The organism is Neobacillus niacini (genome assembly GCF_023715785.1).
Lineage (GTDB): Bacteria > Bacillota > Bacilli > Bacillales > Cytobacillaceae > Neobacillus > Neobacillus niacini_E.
This window is the reverse complement of sequence record NZ_JAMBOX010000028.1, coordinates 12,820-37,842: the sequence shown is the minus strand read 5'-3', so window position 1 is coordinate 37,842 and position 25,023 is coordinate 12,820. Positions and strand designations below refer to the sequence as shown.

General features: G+C 41.4%; 20 protein-coding genes, 1 rRNA gene and 2 pseudogenes. 13 read left to right on the top strand and 10 right to left on the bottom strand.

Annotation, left to right across the window (positions count from 1 at the left end; translation table 11 throughout):
• Positions 1 to 104 (bottom strand): 16S ribosomal RNA (locus M3234_RS27465); the annotation flags it as partial.
• 403 nt (positions 105 to 507) lie between these two features.
• Complete coding sequence (locus M3234_RS27460) at positions 508 to 1,698, bottom strand: macrolide family glycosyltransferase (protein WP_262307718.1); 1,191 nt, start codon at positions 1,696 to 1,698, stop codon at positions 508 to 510.
• 221 nt (positions 1,699 to 1,919) lie between these two features.
• Here M3234_RS27460 and M3234_RS27455 point away from each other — a divergent pair, with 221 nt between their 5' ends.
• Positions 1,920 to 2,621 carry an SIMPL domain-containing protein gene (locus M3234_RS27455; RefSeq protein WP_262307717.1) on the top strand — a complete coding sequence of 234 codons (702 nt, stop codon included), beginning with the start codon at positions 1,920 to 1,922 and terminating at the stop codon, positions 2,619 to 2,621.
• 118 nt (positions 2,622 to 2,739) lie between these two features.
• Here the strand turns inward: M3234_RS27455 and M3234_RS27450 are convergent, their stop codons facing one another.
• Positions 2,740 to 4,896: a choice-of-anchor I family protein gene (locus M3234_RS27450; protein ID WP_262307716.1), complete on the bottom strand. Its 2,157-nt coding sequence runs from the start codon at positions 4,894 to 4,896 to the stop codon at positions 2,740 to 2,742.
• A 249-nt stretch (positions 4,897 to 5,145) separates the two neighbouring features.
• On the opposite strand from M3234_RS27450, the gene M3234_RS27445 reads away from it, so the two are divergent.
• The 9 genes from M3234_RS27445 to M3234_RS27405 all read left to right on the top strand — a co-directional run bounded on the left by M3234_RS27445 (position 5,146) and on the right by M3234_RS27405 (position 15,541).
• Positions 5,146 to 6,471 (top strand): UDP-glucose dehydrogenase family protein, encoded by a 1,326-nt coding sequence (locus M3234_RS27445; protein WP_262307715.1) that lies wholly within the window; start codon positions 5,146 to 5,148, stop codon positions 6,469 to 6,471.
• Between the two features lie 31 nt (positions 6,472 to 6,502).
• On the top strand, positions 6,503 to 7,645 hold the full coding sequence (locus tag M3234_RS27440) for a glycosyltransferase family 4 protein (protein ID WP_262307714.1): 1,143 nt from the start codon (positions 6,503 to 6,505) through the stop codon (positions 7,643 to 7,645).
• Positions 7,646 to 7,690: 45 nt separating this feature from the next.
• On the top strand, positions 7,691 to 8,746 hold the full coding sequence (locus tag M3234_RS27435) for an acyltransferase (protein WP_262307713.1): 1,056 nt from the start codon (positions 7,691 to 7,693) through the stop codon (positions 8,744 to 8,746).
• Positions 8,747 to 8,960: 214 nt separating this feature from the next.
• Positions 8,961 to 9,674 carry an ABC transporter ATP-binding protein gene (locus tag M3234_RS27430; protein ID WP_262307712.1) on the top strand — a complete coding sequence of 238 codons (714 nt, stop codon included), beginning with the start codon at positions 8,961 to 8,963 and terminating at the stop codon, positions 9,672 to 9,674.
• Complete coding sequence (locus tag M3234_RS27425) at positions 9,671 to 10,435, top strand: ABC transporter permease (RefSeq protein ID WP_262307711.1); 765 nt, start codon at positions 9,671 to 9,673, stop codon at positions 10,433 to 10,435. The genes M3234_RS27430 and M3234_RS27425 overlap by 4 nt, the downstream gene beginning before the upstream one ends.
• 71 nt (positions 10,436 to 10,506) lie before the next feature.
• Positions 10,507 to 11,088 carry a PadR family transcriptional regulator gene (locus M3234_RS27420; protein ID WP_262307710.1) on the top strand — a complete coding sequence of 194 codons (582 nt, stop codon included), beginning with the start codon at positions 10,507 to 10,509 and terminating at the stop codon, positions 11,086 to 11,088.
• Positions 11,089 to 11,190: 102 nt separating this feature from the next.
• Entirely contained in the window at positions 11,191 to 11,706 is a 516-nt protein-coding gene (locus M3234_RS27415) for a type 1 glutamine amidotransferase domain-containing protein (protein ID WP_262307709.1), read from the top strand.
• 169 nt (positions 11,707 to 11,875) lie between these two features.
• Complete coding sequence (locus M3234_RS27410; protein ID WP_262307708.1) at positions 11,876 to 14,908, top strand: efflux RND transporter permease subunit; 3,033 nt, start codon at positions 11,876 to 11,878, stop codon at positions 14,906 to 14,908.
• Between the two features lie 192 nt (positions 14,909 to 15,100).
• Positions 15,101 to 15,541 (top strand): YtoQ family protein, encoded by a 441-nt coding sequence (locus tag M3234_RS27405; protein WP_262307707.1) that lies wholly within the window; start codon positions 15,101 to 15,103, stop codon positions 15,539 to 15,541.
• A gap of 149 nt (positions 15,542 to 15,690) precedes the next feature.
• Here the strand turns inward: M3234_RS27405 and M3234_RS29795 are convergent.
• A pseudogene (locus M3234_RS29795) lies at positions 15,691 to 15,783 on the bottom strand (hypothetical protein); the annotation flags it as partial.
• A gap of 243 nt (positions 15,784 to 16,026) precedes the next feature.
• Here M3234_RS29795 and M3234_RS27400 point away from each other — a divergent pair.
• Both M3234_RS27400 and M3234_RS27395 read left to right on the top strand, forming a co-directional pair.
• Positions 16,027 to 16,263: pseudogene (locus tag M3234_RS27400) on the top strand (helix-turn-helix domain-containing protein); the annotation flags it as partial.
• A 161-nt stretch (positions 16,264 to 16,424) separates the two neighbouring features.
• A complete protein-coding gene (locus tag M3234_RS27395; RefSeq protein WP_262307706.1) occupies positions 16,425 to 17,864 on the top strand; it encodes a L,D-transpeptidase family protein in 1,440 nt (479 codons plus the stop codon).
• A 58-nt stretch (positions 17,865 to 17,922) separates the two neighbouring features.
• On the opposite strand, the gene phnE (M3234_RS27390) is transcribed toward M3234_RS27395, so the two are convergent.
• From phnE (M3234_RS27390) to M3234_RS27375, 4 genes are all read right to left on the bottom strand, one after another.
• Positions 17,923 to 18,726, bottom strand: a complete 804-nt coding sequence (gene phnE / locus M3234_RS27390; RefSeq protein WP_262307705.1) for a phosphonate ABC transporter, permease protein PhnE — start codon at positions 18,724 to 18,726, stop codon at positions 17,923 to 17,925.
• Positions 18,723 to 19,514 carry a phosphonate ABC transporter, permease protein PhnE gene (phnE, locus tag M3234_RS27385; RefSeq protein WP_396953999.1) on the bottom strand — a complete coding sequence of 264 codons (792 nt, stop codon included), beginning with the start codon at positions 19,512 to 19,514 and terminating at the stop codon, positions 18,723 to 18,725. The genes phnE (M3234_RS27390) and phnE (M3234_RS27385) overlap by 4 nt, the downstream gene beginning before the upstream one ends.
• Complete coding sequence (phnC, locus tag M3234_RS27380) at positions 19,514 to 20,284, bottom strand: phosphonate ABC transporter ATP-binding protein (RefSeq protein WP_262307703.1); 771 nt, start codon at positions 20,282 to 20,284, stop codon at positions 19,514 to 19,516. Before phnC ends, phnE (M3234_RS27385) begins: the two co-directional genes overlap by 1 nt.
• A 107-nt stretch (positions 20,285 to 20,391) precedes the next feature.
• Positions 20,392 to 21,315 (bottom strand): phosphate/phosphite/phosphonate ABC transporter substrate-binding protein, encoded by a 924-nt coding sequence (locus tag M3234_RS27375; protein ID WP_262307702.1) that lies wholly within the window; start codon positions 21,313 to 21,315, stop codon positions 20,392 to 20,394.
• 205 nt (positions 21,316 to 21,520) lie between these two features.
• Between M3234_RS27375 and M3234_RS27370 the strand changes: the two genes are divergently transcribed.
• Entirely contained in the window at positions 21,521 to 23,095 is a 1,575-nt protein-coding gene (locus M3234_RS27370; RefSeq protein ID WP_262307701.1) for a bifunctional metallophosphatase/5'-nucleotidase, read from the top strand.
• A 62-nt stretch (positions 23,096 to 23,157) separates the two neighbouring features.
• Here the strand turns inward: M3234_RS27370 and M3234_RS27365 are convergent, their stop codons facing one another.
• Together M3234_RS27365 and M3234_RS27360 are read right to left on the bottom strand one after the other, a co-directional pair.
• Positions 23,158 to 24,018 carry an alpha/beta fold hydrolase gene (locus M3234_RS27365; RefSeq protein WP_262307700.1) on the bottom strand — a complete coding sequence of 287 codons (861 nt, stop codon included), beginning with the start codon at positions 24,016 to 24,018 and terminating at the stop codon, positions 23,158 to 23,160.
• A gap of 571 nt (positions 24,019 to 24,589) precedes the next feature.
• Positions 24,590 to 25,009, bottom strand: a complete 420-nt coding sequence (locus tag M3234_RS27360) for a GNAT family N-acetyltransferase (RefSeq protein WP_262307699.1) — start codon at positions 25,007 to 25,009, stop codon at positions 24,590 to 24,592.
• Positions 25,010 to 25,023 lie beyond the last annotated feature (14 nt).

Sequence of the window (25,023 nt, the reverse complement as noted above, 5' to 3'; positions counted from 1 at the left end):
CCGCCGCTAACCAGCGGGACTTGCGTCCCAGTGATTCGCTCGACTTGCATGTATTAGGCACGCCGCCAGCGTTCGTCCTGAGCCAGGATCAAACTCTCCAATAAAGTTGAGTTGATTAGCTCATAAAGTTACGTTGGCTCATGTTCCTTTTATATAGAAGAAACATGATGTTTTTTTATTGTTGACGTTTTTGTTTGTTTAGTTTTCAAAGAACAAATTTCAAAGACAGAATAACAATATACCATCTTTTCACTATCAAGTCAATCATTTTTTTAAAATAATTAAACCCGATCAGCGACAGGTGTTTATTATACCAAAACCATTTTCAAAAGTCAACTATATTTCAGGAATTTTTTAATGTTCCGTAGCGACAAATATTATCTTACTAAAATTTTTTGTTCGCGTCAATCATTTTTTTAAAATAGTTTTACCTAGAGAAAATTTCTCTTTTTTTAATGACCTTTCTCCATGTAACTAACCTCATGCATCTGTGAAACAAATGTTCATTTAGATTTTATATATCCTTTTCATTTCAAAAATCTTATCTACAGCCTGCCGATACCCGCCTGATGTTTGCAAGGATTCCTTCATTTTCAATGAAGTCTTAAGGAAAGATGGCTGGTTTAACACACGATCTACCGCTTCAAGCAATTGATTTGCAGTCAATGTTTGCATTTGCAATTGAATGCCTGCGCCGATATGGGCAACTTGTTCGGCAATGGCTGGCTGATCCGCACTTTGCGGGATAACAATGAGCGGAACCCCAAAATAGAGACCTTCGTGGACACTGTTCATTCCGCCATGCGTGATAAACAATTTCGTTTGTTTCAGTATCTCCATTTGCGGAACATAATTTTTTACAATGAAGTTTTCTGGGATTTCACCCAACTCAGAAGGTTGAACTTTTCCCCCAATCGACATAATCACGGTATGCTCCGTATTCCCGAATGCGTGAAAGCAAAGCCTATAGAAATCAACTGCCTGATTGAAGACAGTTCCCAATGAAATATAAATCAGGCTTTTCCCCTTTATTAGGGTTAGGTCAAAGTTACCATCCGTTTGACGAGAGGTGATAGATGGACCGACAAATTTATAAGATTGGTCGAATTCTTCTATTGAAGGTTGTAACTCCCTTATCGTATAAACGATTGTAAGCGGTGCGGGATTACAAAAGACTTCATATGGAGAATGGATCCTCACTCCATATTTCTCCTCAACAGCTGCCGACAGCCTTTTGTATTCATCGAAAGTGTCCGTAGGAATATTTTTTTCAAGCTGTTTGAACATGTGATTGAATGAAGCTTCTGACTGCGCGAATGATGTACACGAATTGACGGCTGGAAGCTTAAGGATTTGAGCGAGTAAACGTCCGCAGCCAAACATCGAATCATGGATGATGTAATCAAAGCGTTCCCCTTCAATTTGCTCTAGAACGCTAGGTATCATGATATCTGCCGTACGCAGAAGCCCATTGATTCTTTCAAGTAAATTTTTTCTGCCGCCCGAAATAAAAGCGCTTATAAACTTTTGGGCATCAAAAGTTTTAACGGTTGCACCCGTCTTTTCCACACGTTCACGAAAATCTTCAATTGTAAAATACACGACCTCTTCCCCACGCGAAATAAGCTCTTGCACTACCCCTACGGTTGGATTGACATGTCCTTCTGACCCGCCATTAATAAATAAAACTCGTGCCATGATAACGCCACCTTATGGTTAAGTTATTTTTCCAGGATGTCCGCCGTGGCATTTACCCAACGGAGATTTGACTACAAAGTAATTATACATCAAGTCATCCAGCATCCCTTACTATTATACTTATCAGCTCCATACATAACTAGCCGGGCAAAAGTAATTTGTAACAGTGATTTGTTATCTATTTTAAATTTTTCCTAATACACTGTATGGAGGTATTCTCAATGAAGGGAAGTGCACAAATGTTTAATCAGCATCCATGGAGGCAGGCACAGCCGGTATGGGGTTCTGTTTTAAGAAATGACCAACATATTTTGGAACTAACAGGGGAAGGGTCGGTGTCAACATCACCAGATATGTCCATTATAACAATGGGTGTGAATTCGGAAGATCCCAACCTTACAAACGCCCAACAAGAAAATAATGAAAAAACAACTAAAGTAATACAGTCACTCATAAGCTTGGGGATTTCGAAGGAGAATATTAAAACGGCTGATTACCGAATCGAAATGGTCTATGATTACGAAAACGGCAAACAAACATTGCGGGGGTATAGAGTAGTCCATTTGCTTCAAGTCCAAAACCATCAGATAGAACGGACGGGATTTATTGTCGATACAGCGGTTAGGAATGGGGCAAACACCATTACACATATTGAATTTAAAGTGAAAAACCCGCAGATTTATTACAGCCAGGCGTTGGCACTTGCTCTGAGTGATGCGCAATTTAAAGCTGCAGAACTAACGAGGGAAATGGGTGTAAAGCTAAATAAGGTTCCACTATCCATACAGGAATTGAACCAAACTTCACCAATCATTCCTCTCCAGCCTGCCCTTTTTGCCAAAAGTGAAGCGGGAACGCCAATCCAGCCCGGTAAACTAAAAATAAATGCGTCCATTCAGGTCAAGTATTCCTATATTTTATAGTTTGAAGCAGAAGTTAGGCGAGAAGGTTGGTCCCCCAATTCAGAGTGACTGGCACTTTTCTCAAAATTAAAAGGCTTAATCAAAAAGATGATTAAGCCTTTTAATAGGTTGGATCCTCTTAAACTATTTTTCTCTTTCTTAGAAGTAAGAGCATTCCACCTAAAACCACAAAAATAGAACCGATTGCTACAAGGTTAAAATGGTTTGTTGCTGTATTCGGAAGTTCATTTCCAGACTGATTGTTTTGCAGTTGATTTCCATTTGCATTGGAACCGGCTGCACTATTTTTTGAAGGAATCAGGCTATCTCCATTCTTATTCAAATCCTGATTCGGGCTGCTTGGTTTCTCCGCAGGAGTTTGTTGCGTAACGGTAATGGCAGCAGTCGCTGAGTGTATTGGATTTTTAGTTTGAACGGTAATAGTTACGTTTCCCTCAGCGATTGCCGTTACCTTGCCATCCTGCGTTACCGTTGCAATTTTTTCGTTTGAGCTTGTCCAAGTTAGTTCCTTGTTGTCTGTGGTGTCAGCTGGCAAAATGTTCGCAGTTAATTTTGCCGTATCACCCGCTTTAAGATTAACGTTTGTTTGGTCGAGCGTAATTCCTTCGATAGGTTTCACAGGATCAACTTGAAATTCATTAACAGAAACCGTTCCGCTTACCTCATTCCCTACTAAAACAAGTGGGCGCCCCGTAGGACTTACATGAGGTGCAATAAATTCAAGTCCTTCCGGTGATACATCCCCCGCAATAGCTTGGGAAAAATCTCTACTGTTTATATAGTTTACAAACTGGACGTTTTCTGGATTGGAAATGTTATAGGTCATCACGCCGCCAATTCTCTCGAGTCCAACAAATGCATAAAGCTGATCGCCTATCATGCCGACTTTTACATCTTCAGGCTCTGGCCCTTTTTTCGCACTGCGCTTATCCATTTTATTATCATCATTCGACCAGTTAAAAAATTTTGGATAACGCTCTGCCGTGATGGTTTCAAAGTCACTGCCGCTGTCGTAAACAAGTTCCATCGTATCGGCTTTCCAAATAGAGAATGAGCGTCCGCCCAATGTATAAATGGCATCATTTCCACGATCCGTTAATACTTCGAGCTTCTTATAATCATCAGAACCTTTCATTTTATCAAAGGCCGCTTGGGCTTCATCAGGTGACATACCTTTAAAAAGACTCGTGTCAAGGTTAATTGTTTTCTTTACATCCTTAAAGTTTGCTACATTGATAAACGTTGGATCCTCTTCTGGCCATTCTGTTGCATCTCCCTCATTTGCAGTAATCAGGTAATCCGTACCGCCAATATTGGCATAAGAAATGCCATCTGGCATATAGGACCCTAAAATAGGAAGTCTTTCAAATTCTATTTTTCCGTTGTTTGCAGCATCCAGTTCATTTCCAGGCAAAGAATGGTCCTTATATCCAAGAGATTTCACAGATAATACTTTCCCTGCTTCAATATCAATCGTTGCAATCGCATTATTCTCTTGTAATGTAACAAATGCTTTTTTACCATTGTTTGAAATCGCTATGTATTCAGGTTCCAAATCTTTAATAGCATCTGCTTTTGTTCCATTGTTTCGAATATGAACATCATCATCTATGACACTTTCGTCATCAAACTTTACTTTGGTTATTTTACCCGTTTCCACTTCGACAATCGTTACGGATCCTTCCGGGTCTGCTGCATCAAGACCCCCACGCGGTTCCGCTTCATCCGCTGATAAAATATACTTTCCATCAGCTGATATTTTAACCATATCTGGCTGTACACCTGTTTCGAAGGTTTTTTGAATTTCTCCGTCATAATTCATGACGATTATTTTTCCGTTTTTTGTATAATCAGCATCTTGAACCGTTGCAGCAATCATGTCTTGAGCCGTGTTAATATCAATACTTGTTAAGTCTCCATATTTAAAAGTACCCTCGTTTACCGCGTCTGCAATTTTGATAGATTTTTCTTTTTGCAGTTGTTGTACTGTTTCGGAAGAGGTTAAATCTTGAAGACTAACAATATCAATGGTTTGACCATATCCATTAATCGCGTAAAATTTTTTGTTATCGGAATTGTATTTTACAATTTCAGCAACGCCGCCATCTTCATTTGTTAAACCCATGCTATACCCAGCAATTTTTTTGACCTCTATCGAATTTTGAATCGATGTTGCAGCATTTGCATCATGCATATTCATTCCGATGCCTGAAGCTAGTATAGTACTGGCTAAAAAAGTCTTCTTGAACCGAGTGAACGTTCCTTTTTTCTTCATCCCATTTCCTCCTTCTCATCCTACCAACTTTTTCTACAAATTTAGACATTTAGTAGAAGTATAGAATATGAATATTTTAAATTTATGGAGTATTTGTAAATACACTATATATTTTTGTAAAAATTTAAGAGGACGATAGACAAAACGAAGCTAACGTTAATGAAGTCTTTACACTCTTTTAACACCAGGTTTAGAAAAAATACTTATTTTCCTAATATATTATAAGTAAGCTACCTTAGGGGGGATTCCATGAAAATTACCGTTGCTGGAGCAGGATATGTGGGATTGGTTACGAGTGCTTGTTTGGCTGAATTAGGACATCAGGTCACATGCATTGACATTCAAAAGAAGAAAATTGGCTCTCTTCAAAACAATCGTTTGCCCATTTACGAACCAGGGCTTGAGCATCTTTTGGCAAAAAATATTCAAAACGGCAATTTAGCCTTTACAGTTGATCCTCAGCTTGCCTATTCAACTACTGAAATCATATTTATTGCCGTAGGAACCCCTGAGATGCCCGGAGGTTCAGTAGAACTCAAATATATCCATGAGGTTGCCAAACAAATAGCTCACTATATTGAAAATGACGTCATTATTTGCACAAAAAGTACTGTGCCAGTCGGAACAAACGACCTCATTCAACGGATGATCGACAATCAAAAGGCTCCGACTCTTCGTGTCGAGGTGGTTTCAAATCCTGAATTTCTTCGGGAAGGCTCAGCTGTCCATGATTTCTTCCATGGCGACCGAATCGTAATCGGCACCGATAATCTTGAGGCAGCTTCGATTTTGAAAAAAGTGTACCAACCCTTAAATATTCCAGTCATTACAACGGATATTAGGAGCGCAGAAATGATCAAGTATGCTTCCAACGCTTTTTTGGCAACGAAAATTAGCTTTATTAACGAAATTGCCAACCTATGCCAAAAGGTCGGTGCTGATATTGAGGAAGTGGCGTTTGGAGTAGGGCTCGATAAACGGATAGGTCCTGACTTTCTTAGGGCGGGAATTGGTTATGGCGGGTCTTGTTTCCCTAAAGATACAAAAGCACTTTTAGGAATCGCCAGTGATGTTGAACATCATTTCGATTTACTAGAGGCGGTCATTAACGTCAATAATCGGCAACAATCCTTGCCTGTTTTGATGGCAAAAGAAACGATAGGCTCGTTACAAGGTAAAAAAATAGCATTGCTTGGATTGGCATTCAAGCCTGATACGGATGATATCCGCGGTTCAGCCTCGATTAGGATTGTAAACGAACTGCTCAAAGAAGGAGCCATTGTCAGAGCTTATGATCCGGTAGCGATTCCAAACGCACAGCGCATGTTTAGCGATACAATTGAATACGCCTATGATCTTAGATTTGCGCTTCACGAAGCCGAACTGGCGATTATCGCCACAGAATGGAACCAAATTAAATATGCCCCACTTGAAATATATCCTTCCTTTATGAAAAACCCGATCATCATTGATGGGCGAAATTGCTACGCGATTGAGGAAATTCAAAAGCATTCGATTACGTATCTATCAATAGGAAGGCGCGCTATGCTTAAAGAAAGTCTTGTTAATAGATAAAATGCTGCATTTTTTAAGGAGGAGGGATGATATGAAGATTGCCATTTTCACAGATACATTTGATCCGGACATCAATGGTGTTGCCCAGACCCTTAAACGATTGACCAATTATTTAGGTGGGCAACACATTACCTATAAGGTCTTTGCCCCAACTTCCAATGGTAAAGAATATATATCAGCCCATATTCACCGATTTACGAGCCTGCCGTTTTTCTTATATCCTGAATGTCGCTTGGCTGTACCAAATCTTCTCGAAATCAAGTCAATCGTCGAGGATTTTTCTCCAGATTTAATCCATGTTGCCACTCCCTTTTCCATCGGACTTTGCGGTGTTTATCTTGCAAAAAAATGTAACATTCCTCTTGTTGGTTCTTATCACACCAATTTCGATCGTTACTTACAGTACTATGGAATGCACTATCTTTCAAAAATTGTTTGGAAATATATGCATTGGTTCCATCGACCTTTTGAAAAATTATTTGTTCCCTCCAATGATACGTACCAGCAGCTACAACAGCATGGATTTACCAATTTAGAGATTTTTCCAAGAGGCGTAGACTGTAAGCTTTTCCACCCTCATTATGATCCTGCGACTGTCAAAAGTCTTTACCGTTCTCAAGGAAAGTACCTGCTTACTTACGTTGGCAGGCTAGCGCCAGAAAAAGATCCGGAAACACTTCTAGCTGTCGCAAAATCTATGCCCGCAGAATTAAATGAAAAAATACAGTGGTTAATCATTGGGGATGGCCCATTACGCGAAAAACTCGAAGCTCAAGCACCAACTAACGTCATTTTTACAGGATACCTAAATGGAAAAAGTTTAGCTCAAGCCTATTCCGCATCCGACCTATTTGTTTTTCCTTCTGCGACTGAAACATTCGGAAATGTTGTTCTTGAGGCACTTGCCAGTGGCATTCCAGTCATCGGTGCAAATTCGGGTGGAGTAAAAAATATTATTAAATGTGGTGAAAACGGAATTTTATGCACCCCGGGAAATGTAGAAGAATTTACAAAAGCAATTATTCATCTTATAAAAAATAGTTCCATTAGAAAGCAAATGGGGGGAGCTGGTAGAAATTATGCACTAACACAAAGCTGGAACCGGATTTTTGAAAATCTAATTTGGCAGTACACAGAGGTGATCGAAGAACAGAACGAACGGAAATATGCCTAAGCTAATAAAAGATATCATTTTTAGGAAATACTATAGCAGGAGTGATTGTCAGTAATAACCGGGATTGAGGGCGAATCGATGGAGAGAAACTTTGCGATTGATTTTGTTAAATTTTTTGCGATTGCAGCGGTTGTGGTCATTCATACTTTCCCAAGTGACGATAAGCTTGGGTTCTTTCTACTTGATAACTTTTCCAGGTTTGCCGTCCCCTTTTTCTTTGCTGCTTCGGGGTTCTTGTTTGGTCTCAAAGTAATCCATCATCCCAAATCAACAGAATATTTTAAAAGGTATGTAACAAAACTGCTGAAAATTTATGTCAGTTGGCTTGTGTTTTATATCCTTTATGATGTGGTGCGAATTTCTTTAAGTGGCGGAAACGTGAAGCACGAGTTATCCAAGTTCATTGACGGATTGACCGCTCTCAATCTGTTTTATTATGGACACGGTACAAGCGGATACCAATTGTGGTTTGTTATTTCCCTGGCATGGAGCACAGCCGCTGTATACCTCTTTTTTAAGCTAAAAAAAATATCACTGCTCTTCTTCCTTAGCCTTTGTTTAAATATAATAGGTCTATTTGGACAATCTTATTCTCTTTTCTTTGAAATCACTTTATCCACCCGGGATGCCCTGTTTATTGGTTTATTTTATACAACTTTGGGATTCTCATTTGCCAGTGCATTGCCTCTTATTCAATCTATTAGGTGGGAAAAACAGACGTACTTTCTGCTGCTCGGTTTCTTCTTTGTGCTCCAGGCTATGGAGGGATATTGGCTGGAAAAGCAGTTGTCTGCGAAACATGGTGAATACTTTTTATCGACTATATTCCTAACTGTGATGTTATTTTTATTCATCATCCATTACCCGCGGCTTGGAAAAGGCCTGCCGATCACAAAAATAGGCAGCAACGCTTTGGGGATCTATGCCATCCATGTCTTATTGATTGATATTGTGGACATTTTGTTCAACTCACTCGGATTGGCGCACCTCTCCCATAACCTTTTGTGGAACATAATGGACGCCTTACTTGTCTTTACTTTATCCTATATGACGTACCGCGTTTTACAATATATAAAGTCCCGTCAGCCTTTTTTGCGGTAAAAGATATTTTTTAGATTGCCACTTGCCCTGTCAATGAAATGTTCCATTCGGATCTGGAAAAATTTTAAAATTATGGTTTACAAATGAAAATTAAGGTGATATATTTTATATGTAAATTGAATTATTCAACGTTGAGTATACAAACTCAACTTTTATTTTACTCTTTTATTCAACGTTGAGTATTTAACATTAATTATATTCAGGAGGAACAAACATGACAGCAATTTTAATGAACGCACAGGGACTTATGAAGCAATATGGCTCAAGAACTGTGGTAAAAGGGGTCTCACTTCGTGTGTATGAAAACGAGATTCTTGCCATCATTGGACCCAACGGGGCTGGGAAATCGACCACGCTTGAGATGGTACTCGGGCTGAAAAAACCAGATGCTGGGGAAGTATCCTATTGGGAAAAGGATTTTCGTAAGGCCGTTGGCGTTCAATTGCAAGCCACTCCCTTTTTCCCAGGATTAACAGCGTTTGAAAATTTACAACTATTTGCCGCTTTTTACAAAAAAAAGCTATCCAAACAAGCAGGTATGGAGCTGCTCACGTTATGCGGACTGCACGACGTCATGAAGACGGAAGCTTCCAGATTATCCGGCGGACAGCAGAAACGGCTGGCGATTGCAGTAGCACTGGTCCATGACCCGAAAGTGGTATTTCTAGATGAGCCAACGGCAGCATTAGACCCAAAATCTCGCCGAGAAATTCACCAACTCATTATGGAATTGCACCAAAGAGGGACATCGGTCGTCTTTACTTCTCATGATATGGATGAAGTCACCAAGCTATCCCATCGGGTGATGATGATTGACCAAGGCACCGTGATTGCTGAAGGATCAGCTATAGAATTGTGCGAATCGCACAATGTACAAAATTTAGAAGAGTTATATTTGCAATTAACTATTGGAGGTAATGAACAATGACAACCATTTTTAAAACGATGCTAGTAACATCTTTAAGAGACAAAATTACCATGTTTTATTCGGTGATCTTTCCAATCGTCCTGTTAATTGGTTTGGGATATTATTTCGATAATGCAGCTTATTCACCGAGGCTTGTCACGGGAGTCATCGCCTTAAGCTCTTTGTTTTGGGGAGTTTCCGGGATCGCGTTTCAGGTTCACTGGCAGCGGAGCCGCGGCGTGTATAAACTGCTGAAATTGACCCCCTACCCAACGATCAGCTTTATTTTTCTGATGACGGCTGCCCGGACATTGCTGGGAATTTTGATTAACTTGCTGGTGCTGGCAGCCGGGGTGCTCTTGTTTGATGTGATGGTATCTTTTGGGGCGCTGTTAGGAACCATCGGGCTTATGTTTATCGGTATTCTATGTTTTACCTGCCTAGGCTTTTTGATTTCGAATTTTGCCAATAATGAAGGGCAAATTAATATGATTTCGAACCTGTTTTTCATGCCAATGATTTTCGGGACAGATACATTTTACTCGCTAAAAAATGCACCAGAATGGGTTTCAACCATGGGAAACTTATTCCCGCTCGGTTATTATGTACACGGATTAAGGTCTGTACTTGGGATTACCAGTGAGTCGCCTGCAGGATCCATTCTTGTACTAGTCATTTATACTGCGGTTTTGCTTATGTTAGCGGCCCTCACCTTTAAGTGGGAAACAAACGGGCAGCTTCGAGTGAAAACATACAAGAAAAAACAGCGTGCAGTTGTTTAATCGGAGGTAAAATGGTATATTAATTTTAACGTAATAGTCAATGTTGATTAAATAAACTTGAGGTGTTAGCAATGGTGCGTCTAATGGTACTGGGAATGCTGCGAATCAAACCGCTGTCCGGCTATGAAATTCAGCAGATCCTTCAAACGAATCAATCGGACATTTGGGCAGGTGTCCTGCCCGGTTCGATTTATCATGCGTTAAAAAAAATGGATAAAGAGGGCCTGGTAGAGGTTGATTCGGTAGAACAAACCGGTCACCGTATTAAAGCGATTTATAGAATTACGGAAAAAGGGCAGGAGGAATTTTTCCAGTTAGTGAAAACAAGCCTGCGGGAGAAATCGGTCAACCTGCCTAGCACTTTATACACAGCGATGTCGTTTATGCATGAGCTGTCATTGGAAGAAAAGCTAGCAGGGCTTGAAGAACAGCTGCAGCTATTAGAAAAAGAATTGGCACTACTGCAAGCGGGGCAAAAAACAAAAGAACAATACGTCACCCTCGACCCCATCGCCAAACTCCAATTCGATAACATGTTTGCCCACTACCAGCTGCAAATCGACTTTATCCAAGAGCTGATGGGCCAGCTAAAAACCCTGGAAAAAGCTCAGACCAAATTAACTGAGGAAGACTTACAAAAGTATTTCGACTAAAGTGTTGCTGCTATATTCCCTTTCCCTTTTATATGTTTTGGCACCTTTAAATGTTTCATTCATTTAAAAACGGGTAGTTTTAATAATGAAGGAGTGAGGGTATTGAGCAAAAAAATTGCGGTTTTAGTAACAGATTATTTTGAGGATTCGGAGTACACGGAACCTGTGAAATCCTTTAAGGAAAAAGGGCATGAAGTAACCACAATTGAAAAGGAAATAGGGAAAACAGTGAAGGGAAAGCAAGAAAATAGCGAGGTCGTCATCGATAAAAGTATTGATGAGGTTTCCCCGGAAGAATTTGATGCACTCTTTATACCGGGCGGGTTTTCTCCAGATATTCTTCGTGCAGATGAACGTTTTGTTCAATTTACCAAAGCATTCATGGATGCCAATAAACCGGTATTCGCTATTTGTCATGGTCCTCAGCTGCTGATAACAGCAGAAACACTTGAAGGACGCGATGTAACCGGATATACGTCGATTCAGGTTGATTTAAAGAATGCCGGTGGAAATGTGCAAGACAAAGAAGTGGTAGTCTGCGAGAATCAACTGGTCACAAGTAGAAACCCCGATGACATTCCGGCATTTGTTCGGGAATCTCTGAGAATATTAGGATAGCGATCGGGCAGAGGGGGGTTCCCCTTCTGCCTTTTTCCCTAGAGGTTCCTTCCTTCTTCCCCCTATAGTAAAATTTTTGTAAATATAGTAAAAGCCACCTATTCATAGTGTAATATAAGAGGTATAATTTACCTGTTTATATTACTTTTGAACTAGGGGGAAATTCTTTATGACTTGGTTTACCAAGTGGGCGTTACGGAATAAAGCGGCATTGACGTTTGCTGTGCTCGCCTCGATGATTTTTGGAATTTTTAATTACACCACGATTCCCATGGAACTCATGCCATCTGCCGACCAACCGTACGTCACCATTTCGGTTGTGGGTCAAGGTGTCGATGCTGTCAGCATGGATGAACAGGTTACACAGCCAATTGAAAAAGCAATAAGCGGCGTCAAGGGAAAACAAAATGTCGTCGCACAAACAGGGAATAATTTTACCCAACTGACAGTCACCTTTGACTCCAGCATTGATGTAAAAGAAGCAAAACAGCAAATCCAAGAAAGAATTTCGATGGTCCAACTCCCCAATGGTGTCATGAAGCCATATGTAGTTAACCTCAACACATCTGAAATTCCCATCGTAGAATTAGGTCTTACTTTTGATAAAGAAATTGGCAATACTGAGCTAAACATTGTAGAAAATGAAATTATGCCGATGCTCAAGGATTTAAAGGGTATCGGTAATGTCATCACAAACGGCGGCAGAAATCAACAAGTAATGATTGAAGTCGACCCGGCCAAACTGGCAGCCGCACAGTTCCCGCTTGAAAAACTTTATACGCTGCTTCAAGGAAAAAATGCCACTGTTGCGATGGGCGATCTAACGCTAAACAATGAAGCCACCAGCATTATCGTCACAGGAAAAATGGAATCATTGGATGACCTCAAAAACATCCAGTTAAACGGGAACACCAAACTGCAGGATGTTGCCAAGATTACCTTGCAAAAAGAGACCGAGAGCATCACCCATTTGGATGGCAAGCCTTTTATTGACGTCGTCATTCAAAAGGATTCCACTTCTAATGCAGTAACTCTTGGAAAACAGGTGGAAGACACCGTCAAAAAAATCAATCAAGACTATAAGGGAACCCTCCAAGCAACGTTTGTGATAAATTTGGCGGATACGATTCTTGATTCCATCAACTCGATGACAAGAGAAGTATTGACCGGGGCATTATTTGCCACGCTGATCATCTGGGTATTCCTGCGCAGTTTCCGCATGACCCTGATTACGATTGTCAGCATACCGTTGTCCCTTTGCATAACAATGATTCTGCTTTCCTTCTTTGGCGTCACCTTAAACATTCTGACACTCGGTGGAATCGCGGTATCAGTCGGACGGCTCGTCGATGACAGTATCGTGGTGGTCGAAAATATATACCGAAGAAAGAAAAACAATGAATTAACCCCTGCCTTTTTGATTGATGCGGTTAAGGAAGTGGGCGCAGCCATCACCTCATCCACGCTCACAACTGTGGCGGTATTCCTGCCGATGCTGATCGTCTCGGGAGGATTACGGGATATTGTTGCTCCGTTCGCGATTACCATCACATGCTCATTACTGGCTTCCCTGCTTGTGTCGCTTACCGTGGTACCGGCACTCAGCGCACGGATGATGACAAAGGTAAAGGTAAAAGAGCACAAGAGCAAGTCTTTCTATCCTTCTCTGTTAAAATGGTCGCTTAACCACAAATGGCTTCCCATCACGATAGCCGTTCTGGTTGTGGTCGGGTCCATCGGATTATTTTTAAGCATGCCAAAGGGGTCTGTCGACCAAAAGGATTCCGCCTACATAGCCATCGGTCTTCGCTATGATAGTGGCACCCCTTTTAGCAAAATAAAAGACGATGTTTCAAAAATGGAAGGGATTCTTTCCGATAAAGAGGGGGTAAAAACCCATATTGCCATCGCAGGAATCAATGAAGAAGCGGCGCAATACGGCAACCTGTCAGATGCAAATGCCGTTCGCTTTATGGTGTTCCCTGAGGAAGGGACCGATTCCGCCAAGTTTGTCCAAGACATCCGCAAAACAAAAGATCAATTTCCAGACGCGGAGCTGACGGCTGACACCGCAGGATTACTAGGAGCCAATACCACCACTGTTTCGGTTGATGTCCTTGGAAAAAATGATGCCGACATTAAAAAAGCCGCTGATTTTGTAAAGGAAAAGGTAGGAAGTATTGATGGTGTCGAAAAAGTAGAAAGCAACGATCAAAATACAAAGCCAACCCTTACCATTGAAGTGGATTCAAAAGCAGCTAATGCGCAGGAAATCTCCCAGTCGATTTATGCGATGATTAAGCCCGCTGTGATTGGCGCCGTCAAAATAGAAGACCGCACTACGGCTGTGAAATTGGGAGCGTTGAAAGAAATTAAAACAGCAGACGATTTAAAAAATCTGCAGCTCATGACACCAACTGGTCCCGTTCCTTTATCAAGTATCGCAAAGGTAGAAGAAAGTCAGGAGCAGGGAATCATTTTTACAAAAGATGGCCATCATTATCTTCAAGTCACGGCTCAAGTCAATCCAGATAAGATGGTGGACGTGGCCGGAAAAATTCAGCAGCAGCTGCCGACTTGGAACAAAGATGATGCATTTGCAAAAAACACAAGCGCCGAGCTTACCGGTTCATCGATGCAATCATCCGATCAATTAATGGAACTTGCCAAACTGTCGATGTTCTCGATCGGTATCGTGTTTATGATTTTGCTTGTGACCTTAAAGTCGTTCCGGGCCAGCATCGCGATCTTGATTTCACTGCCGCTTGCGGCTATCGGTTCGCTATTAGGGCTGGTTGTTACCCAAACAAGCATCAATATTTCTTCCGGCATCGGCATGCTGATGCTCGTGGGAATCGTGGTCACGAATGCCATCGTGCTGGTGGACCGAATTCGTCACAACGAAGAAACCATGACGATCCGCGAAGCGATTTTGGAAGCGGGCACCGTCCGGCTCCGTCCGATTTTGATGACAGCCCTTGCCACAGTATTTGCCATGGTGCCACTGTTGTTTGCCCATGAATCGGCAATGAGCTTAAATCTTGTTTCAAAAGGTCTTGCCGTCGTCGTTATTTTCGGGCTTCTTGTGTCTACACTATTGACATTGATTGTCATTCCGACATTCTATGAACTCTTCCATTTCCGGAAGGCGAAGAAACAGAGGCTGCAGTCAAATCAGGTCTCGGGTACGTTAGGTCAATAAAAATAGAGGGTCAGTCCCCCAGTCAAGCAATGCTTTCAAGCACCAGGTGACTTAACCTAAAAACCTAATAAAACTTGAAGGAAGGACGTTTCTCGTGGCTCCTAAGGAGCACGGAGAATCGTCCTTCTGGCATTCTCACCGTAAGTTTTATAGTATTAGAATTGGAACAAATCTACCATTGGAGGGATATTAATGGAGTTAACTGTTTATTTGGCTGGGCAAATTCACGATAATTGGCGGGATGAAGTGGAGAAGATAGCAGAGGAAAAAAATCTTCCATTAATCTTTGTGAGGCCGCAGACAAACCACGACCGATCCGATCAGATTGGTGAAGAAATTCTTGGCAAACAGCCTGGAAATTTATATAAGGACGATGCTGCTTCTGACATAAATAATTTTCGGACTCAGGTATTAATGCAGAAATCAGACATTGTCATTGCCTTATTTGGCGAGAAGTATAAACAATGGAATACGGCCATGGATGCCAGCACGGCCATTGCGATGAACAAACCTACAATCATCATTAGACCCCAGTCGTTAATTCACCCATTAAAGGAACTATCGAATAAAGCAAACGTAACCGTTGAAACCGTCGAGCAGGCATTGGAAGTCATTAGTTACATCTTTGAATAGTTTGTCAAGGTAATCAAGGAACATGAAAAAGAGGGAAGCAAGGGACGGGTTCTCTGCTTCCATTTAGTGCAGGAAGCAAAACCATCCCATTGGAATCCCTGTAGGACTTATTTTTTCGGTTTCTTTATTTTTTCGTTGATATAGAGTTAAACCAAGTAAAAATCGCCTTCCACAAGGATACCATGGCTGCTTAAATCCACGTGTGTCCACTGGCCATTACGAAGCGCTGTCGCATCAAATGGAAGTATTTTCCCTTATTTACCCCGCTGCCCTCCTTTCTTCGCACACTCTTATGTTGATTCTTGGGTGCTATCTTAAAAATAAGCGTTGACGGTTCATAATATTGTCGAAGGATGGCACAAAAAATGTACTTAAAAAATACTAATATCGAATAGAAAAATATAAATATATTGAGGTGTTTGCCATGCAAATGAAAAATTTCATGATTGATGAAAGTTTAAAAGAGCTAACCAAGCACCATACGGTCGTTATGCCGATTGCCTGTTATGAAACAGCTAACATCCATTTGGAAAAACTTAATCGTTAATGGTTTTCAACTGGAAAATGTTCAGACAGAAATTGTTCAGCAAAATGATTCCAACGTTACTGAAGTTGCTTATCAAGTCGGTTTTAATAGTACAAGCTACTTTATTGAGAAATTCAGAGATTCCATGAACATGACTCCATTGGCGTACAAAAAATATAAAATACACACCGATTAAATTTCATGCCCGAACAAAATCCGACAATGTTCGATTATGATTTTTAGTATAATGGTAGTATTAATTATTACTTTTTTTAAAATCGGTAACATTTACCAAAAACCAACAGTCTTAGTATATAGGATAGTAAAGCCGGATAATGAGTTCTAGGGGGAATCTTGATGGAAAGTACCGTAACGATTGAAGAAATTGGCAAACGAGGGGGTAACTCAACTAAAGGGCTTGCAAACTGGAAGTTTATCGTATCTGGTATCATCCTGATCATTGCCCTCGCCATCGCGGGGATCAGTTACTACCAGGCAACCCACTTTAATTCACAAATCAAGATCAATGGAATCAGTGTCGGTGGACTGACCGCCGATGACGGACTACGACAATTACAAGCCTCATTATTAACAAATGTAGTCTATGTAGGAGAGCAACAGATATTAGATGGAAAAGATACAAAGATGAACTTTACCGAACAAGATTTGCCAAGTATCAAAAAATTTCTAAAGGACCAGTGGACGTTTTTTCCTTCCTCAAAGGAGAAAAATTTCTCCTTAATGCCCAAGGAGGATCCATTTCGAAGCCAGACATTGAAAAAACAGGTAGAAGAAAAGCTGTTATCGATGAATCAGGGTTTACAAGCGCCTGTAGATGCCACGGTTCATTTGGAACAAGGGAACATTGTAGTCTCGAACAGCATTGACGGAAAGCAGTATGACGTCGCCAGTCTTTTAAAGGATTACGACCAGCAAGAATATATTGGTGAAATCCATCTTAATCCTGTATACATACTGCCTATTAAGGAAGACAGCGAGTTTATCAAAAACCAGCAGAAAAAGCTGGAAGAATTCCTTGCACAGACGGTTGAATATAAAGTTCAGGATAAAGTCTATTCATTAAACGCCAGCGAATTAATTAAGAATGCGTCTATTTCAAAAGATTTGCAGATTACGATTGATGATGCCGGTGACATTAAGAATAAGATTGCTGAAATCAATAATACACAATCCACCCTAAATAAAAATTTTTCCTTCAAAACCTCTTCCGGTTCGGTGATATCAGTTCCAGGTAAAGGCTATGGCTGGGCGATCAATGTTGACAAGGAAACACCGCTGATTCAGGCAGCTTTTGAAAATGGGGAGAAATCTGTTGCCGCCGCCAATATTTACGGCAAGGGCTGGAAGGGTGAAGGTTACGGATATGAAACGATCGCGAACAATGGCATTGGCGGTACGTATGCCGAAGTCTCCATTGCCCAGCAGCGAATTTGGATCTACAAAAACGGACAATTAGTCCTTACCACGAATGTCGTAACCGGGAAACACAGCACCGGTCATGATACCCACAAGGGAGTGTGGTATGTACTCTATAAGAAGACACCTTCCGTCCTGACGGGCAGAGAGAACGGAAAAATCACTTATGAGGTTCCTGTTCAATATTGGGTCCCGTTTACCAATGACGGACAGGGGTTCCACGATGCCAACTGGAGGTCAGAATTTGGCGGGAACATTTATCTGAACAATGGCTCGCATGGCTGTGTTAACACACCGCCAAGCGTGATGAAAACCGTGTTTAATAACCTCAGCACCAATGATCCGGTTATTGTTTATTAAATAGAAAAAGAAAAGGACCGCACATATTTCCGCGCGGTCCTTTTCTTTTTCCTCATTTTTATACAATTTTCCTTCTTAAGTAACCAGAGATAAGGTCAATTACCGTAACCATGACAATAATGCCCAAAAGAATAATGCCTACACGATTCCAGTCCCTCGAAGTTAAAGCGAAAATCAGCGGGGTTCCGATTCCTCCTGCACCGATTACGCCGAGGACCGCGGCGGAGCGGACATTAATCTCAAACCTGTAAAGTGTGTAGGAAAGAAACCCTGTAATCACTTGCGGGATGACGGCAAACCAGAGAATTTGAAACCGATTCGCCCCTGTTGCCATTAATGCCTCTGTAGGACCTAAATCCATATTTTCAACTTCCTCTGAAAACAATTTTCCAAGCATCCCAATTGAATGCAGCCCTAAAGCCAGTACCCCTGCAAAGGAACCCGGTCCCACTGCTTTGATAAACATAATCGCCATGACTAATTCAGGAAAAGTCCGAATGAAGCTAAGCACAAATTTCCCCGTACCCGATGCCGCCTTTCCCTTACTCATATTGGCTGCGGCCCAAAATGCAAACGGCACACACAAAACAGCCGATATAAACGTACCCAATGCCGCGATTGCCAACGTATCAAGCAAGCCGTGAAGCAAATCTTCCCCGCCTGGATCAGATACATAATCCCAATCTGGATGAAACATACCATTAAAAATAGACTTTGTAATTTGGCCAGCCGTCGGTTTGATTTCTGGAAGGTTCATTCCAGAAAAAGCCCAAATATATATCAGTGCTAAAGCCAAATAAATACCCCAGAGGCCGGCGCGATTTTTCTTTGGCTTCATACCCTTTCTTGCTGCTTCACTCATAATAACTTCTCCCGTAATTTTGTACTAATGTAGTCAATCGCCAGTACAGCCACTAATGTGTAAATAATAATGGAACTGGTTTTATCGTATTCAAGAAATCCTAGTGTTTTATTATAAAATAACCCAATCCCTCCTGCCCCAACGAGCCCTAGGACGGCTGCAGCCCGAACATTAATTTCAAATGTGTATAGAACATATGAAATAAAATGGGCGGCAACCTGAGGAATCACCCCAAAGACAATCAACTGAATTTTATTGGCACCTACCGCTTCCATTGCTTCTAACGGACCAGGGTCAATCGCTTCAATCGACTCGTAGGTTAATTTAGCAATGAGTCCAATTGAGAAAACCATTAAAGCCAGAATACCAGGTAAGGACCCCAGCCCAAAGATAGCGACAAAGATCGAGGCTAGTAATAAATCAGGTACTGTACGAATTAAATTCAGGATAAACCTTATAGGATAAAAAACCCAGATATTTTGAATAAGGTTACTTGCAGAAAAAAGGGCAATCGGGATCGCAAGGATTGCCCCAAAGGTAGTGCCGATGACCGCCATCCGAATTGTTTCTAGCATGGCATCCGTAATGTTATCAAAATAGCCCCAATTGGGCGGGACCATCTGGTTCAGCAGATCCATCATATTAGGAAAACCCGCTACAAGCTCAGCCAGAGAGGAATCGGTTTGGATAGAACTTCCCCATAGAAGGAAAAGAACCAAAAGGAGCGTTACATAATTTTTAATTTTACTGGGAGGCTTTGGGATGGACGTTTTTATTGGCTGATTCATCATACCGTCGCTCCTAAAAGCTCATTGTTTTGGAGCGGACGCCCATAAATCTCAGAGAACTTATCATCGGTTGCCTCTTCCACCGGACCATCAAACACAATCTCCCCAGCGCGCATCCCAATAATCCTTGTTGCATATTCCTGGGCCAAATCAACGTGATGCAGGTTTACAACGGTTGTGATCCCTAATTCCTGGTTGATTCTCCTTAAATCATCCATCACGTGCTTAGTCGTTAAAGGATCGAGCGAGGCAACAGGTTCATCTGCGAGGATGATCTTTGCCTCCTGCGCCAAGGCCCGTGCAATCGATACGCGCTGCTGCTGCCCCCCAGATAACTGGTCCGCACGTGTATAGGCCTTATCTAAAATGTTCACCCGCTCTAGCGCTTCAAAGGCCAGATTTACATCCTCGTTTGGAAACAGGCCGAGTACTGTTCTAAAGGTAGAATGGTAGCCGACACGTCCTGACAGTACATTTCGAAGAACGGTCGATCGTTTAACAAGATTAAAACTTTGGAAAATCATTCCGATATCACGACGAATCCTACGAAGCGAAGCGCCAGAAGAATTCGTAATTGACTTTCCAGCAATGACAATTTCACCTTCGGTCACTTCATTTAATCTATTGATAGAGCGCAATAAGGTGGATTTTCCTGCTCCTGATAATCCGACCACTACTACAAACTCTCCTTTTTCAATGGTTAAGTTTATATTTTTTAAGCCCTTCACACCGTTTGGATATGTTTTTGAGACATTTTTAAATTCAATCACCTTTTGTATACCAACTTTCATCATCTGATATATTTTTGGAAAAAGAAAAGCCAGTACAAGAAATCTTACTGGCTCGGATATATTAAAAAATCTTAAGGGGGGGACGGTTACTCAGTTTTTACCTTTTTAGCATAGTCACGAACGATATCAAATACGCTGTCTTCTGATGGTGTATAGCCTTCGTGTGAATAAATATCTTTGATAATTTGGTGACCTTCATCATCTTTTCCGATCTCAACAAACGCATCTTGAATTTTCTTGACCCACTCTTTGTCCATGTCAGCACGGACAGAGATGGTATCGTTTGGAATCTTTTCTGTGAATTTAAGTACCTTTGTATCTTCAAACACAGAAGGGTAATCCTTTTTCACGATATTTCGGGCATCTTGGAAAATAACAGCAGCATCCACATCTCCATTAAGAAGTGCCACAACTGCTTGGTCATGACCTTTAACAGTTATGCCTTGAACATCTTTCGTCGGATCAATGTCGGCATCCATCAAGGATGCAGCAGGCCAGACATAACCGGCAGAAGAAGTGACATCTTGGAAAGCAATCTTTTTACCCTTTAAGTCTTTAATACTTTTAATGTTTGAATCTTTCTTTACTATAAACATTGATTTATAGAAATCTACTAATTCTGTAGTAGGCTGTCCTGTTTTATCGTCAACACCAAAGCGTTGTGCTTGAAGTAATACATTTGCTGCCTTTTTTTCATGTGCCATGACATACGCAGTTGGCGGCAAAAATCCAATATCGACTTTCTTTGAATCCATGGCTTCAATGATGGTATTGTAATCGGTCGAAACACTTACTTTTACAGGAATTTCTAGTTTGTCGCTTAAAAGCTTTTCTAACGGTTTTGCTTTTGCCTCTAACGTGCTGGCATTTTGTGATGGAACGAATTGTACAGTCAACTCTTTTGGTACATAATCACCAGTTGAAGCACTCGTCGAACCACATGCGCTTAAGAGACCTGCAGCGATTGCCAAGGAAGTTCCAATGGCCGCTAACTTTTTGAATTTAAACATCTGTTAACCTCCAAAAGTCATGAGAAATTTTTACTACGAACGAAGTATAGCATCGTATTGTTAATTAATTGTAAACAACTGGTAATGATACGACGAAAATTTGGTAAATGTTTTATAAAATTTGTAAATTTTTATCGTTAAATGTTATTTAATGTCTCCTATCCTTATAATAAATGTATAAATTAACGACAAAGAAGGGAAATAAATGAAACAATGTGAATTGGTGATCTTGGAAACGAGCGATGTACACGGCAATGTTTTTCCACATAATTATGGAACGCATCGCGAAACAAACTCTGGTCTTGGAAAAATAGCCACCTTAATCAAACAAATGAGACAAACATATGAGCACACTCTTTTAATTGATAATGGCGACGTCATTCAAGGGACACCATTAACCTATCATTATGCAAAATTCCGCCAAACAAGGAAAAACCCGGTGATACAGATTCTAAATGAATTAGACTATGACGCAGCGATTATCGGTAATCATGAATTTAACTATGGAATGGATCTGCTAACCCAAGCGGTTAACGAATCCCATTTTCCATGGCTATCAGCCAATATTATCAATGCAGATGATCATGCCGAAGTCTTTGGGAAGCCATACTTTATAAAGGAATTTTCAAATGGGCTTCGCATAGCCGTCCTAGGAGTGACGACCCATTATATCCCCAATTGGGAAAACCCGAGCCATATAGCCGGATTGACATTTGAGGATGCATTTGAGACTACCCAAAAATGGGTCTCCTATATAAAAGAAAATGAAACGTACGATTTATTAGTGGTTTCTTATCATGGAGGCTTTGAAAGGGATCTGTCTACAGGGGAACTGACAGAATCCTTAACCGGAGAAAATCAAGGCTACCGGATATGCCATGAAATCGAAGGAATTGATGTGTTACTAACCGGACATCAACACCGCATGATAGCCCAGGATGTAAACGACGTTACGATTGTTCAGCCGGGTTCTGCAGGTCAAATGCTAGGGAAAGTCACGGTCACATTTTCATGGAAAGATGGAAGCTGGGTGGTGGAAGACAAAGCAACCGAGTTGATAGAAGTGACAAATGCGACCGCTGCCGATGAAGCGGTCTTGGCACTTGCTCGTGAAGATGAAGCGGAAACACAAGCATGGCTCGACATGCCCATTGGCAGAATCATCGGAGGAATATTGGTCGATGACGCTTTTGCAATAAGGTTAAAGGATCACCCGTTAATTGAATTTATCAATCACGTTCAGATGGATGCAGCAGGAGTCGATATTTCGAGTACCGCCTTATTCGATAATACCTCGCCAGGTTTTAAAGAAGATGTGACGATGCGGGACATCGTGTCCAATTATATCTATCCAAATACATTAAAAGTAATTCGGATTTCCGGCCAAGACATCAAAGACGCGTTAGAAAAAGGGGCCACTTATTTCAGATTGGATGAAAACAAGGAAATTCAAGTGAATCCGGCATTTATTGAGCCGAAACCGCAGCACTACAATTATGATATGTGGGAAGGCATAGAATATGAAATAGACATTTCCAAACCCATCGGCTCACGAGTAGTGAAACTGGAGTATAAAGGGACGCCGATCGACCTTTCCGCGCAATATGATGTGGTAATGAATAACTATCGGGCCGGCGGCGGCGGCGACTATGAAATGTTTAAAGATAGACCTGTCATCAAAGAAATCCAAACCGACATGACCGAAATACTGGCAAACTATTTATTAAAAAGAAAAATTGTTTATCCAAGCTGCAACCATAATTGGCGAGTGCTCTACTAAAAACAAACAAGGACGGTTCTTATAGCCTTTAGTAAAAATAGGGTAAGAACCGTCTCTGTGGTTCACTCCAAAAATTGAAGGACCAATTTATTTACGGTCTCTGCTTGTTCGGCTGGCAAACAATGTGAACTGTCGGGAATAAGCTGTACTGTCGTTTTTGGCGATTGTTCAGCTCGGTTGACTGCCTGCTGAACAGATGAATACACGACTTCTTCTTTTCCGATGAGGACTAATGTTTCTGGCAGCAATTTACTCAGCTCTGTTTCATTAAAGACGCTTGGGGCCACTTTTAATTGAATTCTCCCAAATTTATAGCCTGCCAAAAATTGAGCATATAGTAGTTGGTTAGGCGTATTTTGTTTCGCAAACATCCAGTTATACAATTTCCTAATAGAATAGGAATTTCTCAATAGAGTTGCCGGCAATAATTTAAACGGGAATTTCCAATTCAGACTGCTAAAGCTCATCACGGGCGCCAATAAAACTAGTTTCCTGACTCTCTCTGACTGTAACGTGTATTGTAACGCGATCCATCCTCCCATGGAATGGCCGATTAAATACATATCGTCAATTTTTAAGGCATCCAGCACTTCATTCAGCCAGGAATTCAACTCCGAAGAAGTTGTGATTGGACGCTGACATTCACTCTTTCCAAAATCCCCCATGATATCAATGGCATAAACTCGGTAGTATTGCGACCAAACCGGAGCATTCGCAAACCACATCGCAGAACTGACGGTCATGCCATGAAGCAGCACAACAGGCTGGGCATCCTTCGGGCCACAGGCAATCACATGCGTCTTCCCAAAAGTCGTTTCAATAAAAAACGTGTCTATCTCCATATTCCATTGTTTTAACGATTCGTCATATTGCTTGTAATAAAATTCCTTCTTGACCGAATTCGGAAAGGTCAAATTTTTCATGTTACACCTCACGGGGATATTTTGATTGTTCTCTATTTCATAACAAACGGAAAGAAGGCTGTTCAATAAGTTCGGTCGTTTTAGCTCGTCTTATCGACCAGGGAACTGAATTTTCCATAGCTTCGGTCGTTTAGAACACTTCTTATCGACCGGGCGACTGGTTATTCCACCACTTCGGTCGTATTGAGCCCTTCTTATCGACCGGGCGACCAGTTTTTTCACCGCTTCGGGCGTTTTGAGCACTTCTTATCGACCGGGCGACCAGTTTTTTCACCGCTTCGGGCGTTTTGAGCCCTTCTTATCGACCGGGCGACTGGTTATTCCACCGCTTCGGTCGTTTTGAGCCCCTCTTATCGACCGGGCGACCAGTTTTTTCACCGCTTCGGGCGTTTTGAGCCCTTCTTATCGACCGGGCGACCAGTTTTTTCACCGCTTCGGGCGTTTTGAGCACTTCTTATCGACCGAGAGACTGGTTTTTCCACCGCCTCGGTCGTTTAGTGCTCTTCGCCCTTCTTATCGACCGAGAGTTTGTCTCAAATCAACTACTCTATGAAAACAGCTTTTTAAAAAATTACTTGCTGTTCACCCTCCGCATAAAATGCAACGCCCCCAACTCTTCTGTGAAACCCCACTTTTGATAGAACGGCAGCATTTCAGGGCGGCAATATAGTTCGAAATGCTTGACCCCTTGGAGCTTGGGATGATGAATGATTGCATCCATTAGGTTTCTGCCCAGCGATTGTCCACGGTATCGCTCACTGACCACCACATCGAAAATGAAAGCTTTATAGACAAAGTCACTAAGCACTCTGGCAAATCCAATCAACTCTTCCGTCTCGAGAGCGATTAAACCGACAATGATATCGGAATGTTCCACCATGGCCTTCACCTCTTTCGGATCGCGCCCTTTCGTCCACCATTCCATCTGAAATAACCGAACTAAATCGTTCAGTTGACTGCTTGTAAGTTTTTCAACTTGTTTATATTCCATAATAAACCCTCCAA

Coding starts and splice junctions, on each gene's coding strand:
- phnE (WP_396953999.1), bottom strand. CDS start 19,514: ATGAATCAGCCAATAAAAACGTCCATCCCAAAGCCTCCCAGTAAAATT.
- M3234_RS27410 (WP_262307708.1), top strand. CDS start 11,876: ATGACTTGGTTTACCAAGTGGGCGTTACGGAATAAAGCGGCATTGACG.
- M3234_RS27395 (WP_262307706.1), top strand. CDS start 16,425: ATGGAAAGTACCGTAACGATTGAAGAAATTGGCAAACGAGGGGGTAAC.
- M3234_RS27365 (WP_262307700.1), bottom strand. CDS start 24,018: ATGAAAAATTTGACCTTTCCGAATTCGGTCAAGAAGGAATTTTATTAC.
- phnE (WP_262307705.1), bottom strand. CDS start 18,726: ATGAGTGAAGCAGCAAGAAAGGGTATGAAGCCAAAGAAAAATCGCGCC.
- M3234_RS27425 (WP_262307711.1), top strand. CDS start 9,671: ATGACAACCATTTTTAAAACGATGCTAGTAACATCTTTAAGAGACAAA.
- M3234_RS27450 (WP_262307716.1), bottom strand. CDS start 4,896: ATGAAGAAAAAAGGAACGTTCACTCGGTTCAAGAAGACTTTTTTAGCC.
- M3234_RS27420 (WP_262307710.1), top strand. CDS start 10,507: ATGGTGCGTCTAATGGTACTGGGAATGCTGCGAATCAAACCGCTGTCC.
- M3234_RS27375 (WP_262307702.1), bottom strand. CDS start 21,315: ATGTTTAAATTCAAAAAGTTAGCGGCCATTGGAACTTCCTTGGCAATC.
- M3234_RS27360 (WP_262307699.1), bottom strand. CDS start 25,009: ATGGAATATAAACAAGTTGAAAAACTTACAAGCAGTCAACTGAACGAT.
- M3234_RS27405 (WP_262307707.1), top strand. CDS start 15,101: ATGGAGTTAACTGTTTATTTGGCTGGGCAAATTCACGATAATTGGCGG.
- M3234_RS27445 (WP_262307715.1), top strand. CDS start 5,146: ATGAAAATTACCGTTGCTGGAGCAGGATATGTGGGATTGGTTACGAGT.
- M3234_RS27460 (WP_262307718.1), bottom strand. CDS start 1,698: ATGGCACGAGTTTTATTTATTAATGGCGGGTCAGAAGGACATGTCAAT.
- M3234_RS27455 (WP_262307717.1), top strand. CDS start 1,920: ATGAAGGGAAGTGCACAAATGTTTAATCAGCATCCATGGAGGCAGGCA.
- M3234_RS27430 (WP_262307712.1), top strand. CDS start 8,961: ATGACAGCAATTTTAATGAACGCACAGGGACTTATGAAGCAATATGGC.
- M3234_RS27440 (WP_262307714.1), top strand. CDS start 6,503: ATGAAGATTGCCATTTTCACAGATACATTTGATCCGGACATCAATGGT.
- M3234_RS27370 (WP_262307701.1), top strand. CDS start 21,521: ATGAAACAATGTGAATTGGTGATCTTGGAAACGAGCGATGTACACGGC.